General features: G+C 62.7%; 2 protein-coding genes. Both read left to right on the top strand.

Annotated elements, in window-relative coordinates:
* Window positions 1–953, top strand: a 953-nt coding sequence (locus Y708_RS25275; RefSeq protein ID WP_253905828.1) for a phosphatidate cytidylyltransferase, incomplete at its 5' end; no start/stop codon positions are given.
* 25 nt (window positions 954–978) lie between these two features.
* Window positions 979–1356, top strand: a 378-nt coding sequence (locus tag Y708_RS25280) for a DivIVA domain-containing protein (protein ID WP_253905829.1), incomplete at its 3' end; no start/stop codon positions are given.

Raw genomic sequence — 1356 nt, forward strand, 5'->3', positions numbered from 1 at the left:
CTGACGCAGCACCAGAGGCGGCAGCCCGCCACGCACCCACCCACGCACCTCCGGGCCGCCGGGCCCTCCGGGAGGCAGCCGCCCAACAAAAGCACGGCAGGTTTTCGCGAAAGCCCAGGCAGGCTGGCAACGGAAGCGAATCGCGCGCGGGCAGGAACCTGCCGGCAGCAATTGCGGTGGGCCTGGCGCTGCTCTTCTCCGTGCTGGGAGGCATCCTTTTTCTTCCCATAGCCTTCGTGGCCCTCAGCACCATGTTTGGGGTGGTCGGCGTTTGGGAGATTTCCCGGGCACTGGAGGTCAGACAGATAAAGGTGCCTCTGGTGCCTGCCGTGGCTGCAAGCGTTGCGATGCCGTTTGCAGCGTTCCTTGGCGGACCGGAAGCGCTGGCCTACGCCGTCGTCCTCTCGGTAACAGCACTTGCCCTGTGGCGAAGCCTCGATCCGGCACCGGATGCCGCGCGAAGCATGATGGCGGGAGCATTTGTGCTGCTGTGGGTCCCCTTCCTGCTCAGCTTCGCCATGCTGCTGCTGCATGAGCCGGAAGGTTCACTGAAGGTGGCAATCCTTTTGCTACTCGTGGTGGCGAACGATACCTTCGGCTACCTCGTTGGCGCCTTCTTCGGGAAGCACGCCATGGCGCCGAAAATCAGTCCGAAGAAATCCTGGGAAGGATTTGCCGGCTCGGTGGGCGGCGCGATGGTGGTAGGCGTGCTCGCCACCGTTTTCCTTTTGGAGCGGCCGTTTTGGGTGGGAATCCTGCTCGCCGTGGCGGTGGTCGCCGCAGCTACCGCCGGCGACCTCGCGGAATCGATGATTAAGCGGGAATTGGGCGTTAAAGACATGAGCACCATCCTTCCGGGGCACGGTGGACTGATGGACAGGTTGGATTCAATAGTCTTTGCTTCCCCGGTGGCATTCCTCCTGTCGGTTACATTGGTACCGGGATTCCTCTAGGCATGACATCACGCAGGGTACTCCCATGACGCAATCGACGATGAGAAAGACACACATCACTATGGACGACGCCAGCCGCGGCAGCTCACCTTTCGCCCGGGTTGAACGCCGCGAACTCGGCTACAACACCAAACAGGTGGACCGGTTCCTTACCCGAGCCAGGGCCTATTACAACGCCGATGACCTGACCGGCGAAGCTATCACCAGCAGGGATGTCCGGTCAATGGCATTCGAGCCGGCCAAGGGCGGCTATGAACCCCGTGCCGTGGACGCGGCGCTGGACCGCCTGGAGGATGTCTTTGCCCAGCAGGAGCGCGACGCCATGATCGATTCGAAGGGCGAAGAGGCCTGGCTGATGCAGATCGGCCGCATTTCCGCTGTTCTCCGGGGCAGGCTGCACCGG

It is taken from the genome of Arthrobacter sp. H5 (assembly GCF_000520595.1).
Lineage (GTDB): Bacteria > Actinomycetota > Actinomycetes > Actinomycetales > Micrococcaceae > Arthrobacter_D.